Origin of the sequence: Pseudoblastomonas marina, from assembly GCF_014641655.1 — a bacterium.
In the GTDB taxonomy this organism is placed as follows: Bacteria; Pseudomonadota; Alphaproteobacteria; order Sphingomonadales; family Sphingomonadaceae; genus Alteriqipengyuania_A; species Alteriqipengyuania_A marina.
This window is the reverse complement of sequence record NZ_BMID01000015.1, coordinates 299-1,110: the sequence shown is the minus strand read 5'-3', so window position 1 is coordinate 1,110 and position 812 is coordinate 299. Positions and strand designations below refer to the sequence as shown.

Genomic DNA, 812 nt, shown 5'->3' with positions numbered 1-812 from the left:
GCTATCTGGAAAAAATGGCTCATTACCTTGATCAATACCTCTAAGAGTGTTGTTAAATTTCACTACTTGCTCTTTATACAGCACAATATTCTGATCTACAGTATTGAGATGGGATTTTAGTCCTACGGTGTTTAACGGAGGAAGTCCCTTATCTGTTAAAAGAGTATCGCAGATTTCTCTAACTGAAAGGGGTGCTAACCCTCTACGACTCAATAAACCAGAAGACTCTTGGAAATATATTTTTTTTTGGCCATAAGTCGGAATATCCTTTGAAAAAAGGATAGCTTTATCCCCCTCCGTTGGAGTTGAAATTTCACTCTTATGAGTATTAATCCTATCCCGCGCTTCAGCTAGGAAATCATAACTTATAGTACTGTCTGGATTTCCTGAGGGGGTATTCCCCTCTGCGGGGTCCCCCCCACCATTTTTAGGGGAGATAGAATATATATCCGCCATGTAGTTATCTTCCATAAATATCCCACAAAAAATAGAATTTAAACCATTTCATATTGTATACACCCAAAATATGGTAATTTTATTTTCATAGAGTCAGATTTTAGAGAAAAAGAGACAGCTATTAAAGAAAAAGATACGTGTTTTAATAGCATCGATTAAATTTTTTATAGAAGACACTTTTCCACCCATACGAGGTAAACTAAAAGGGATAAAAACCAATAAAAGATCTACAAATATAAAACATTTTAGCAACGTTAAGGAGTTAAGCTCCATGAACATTATTAATTCTGTTAGAATTACAGCTAAAAAAACTAAAATTATAACTAAGAAATTATTAACCTTTTTAATCATTATGT

2 protein-coding genes are annotated in these 812 nt (G+C 33.6%); both read right to left on the bottom strand.

Annotated elements, in window-relative coordinates:
- The coding region (locus IEW49_RS13365; RefSeq protein ID WP_188643230.1) for a hypothetical protein at positions 1–471 on the bottom strand (471 nt) is incomplete at its 3' end.
- A 78-nt stretch (positions 472–549) separates the two neighbouring features.
- Positions 550–812: hypothetical protein (locus tag IEW49_RS13360; protein ID WP_229658236.1), on the bottom strand; the 263-nt coding region annotated here is incomplete at its 5' end.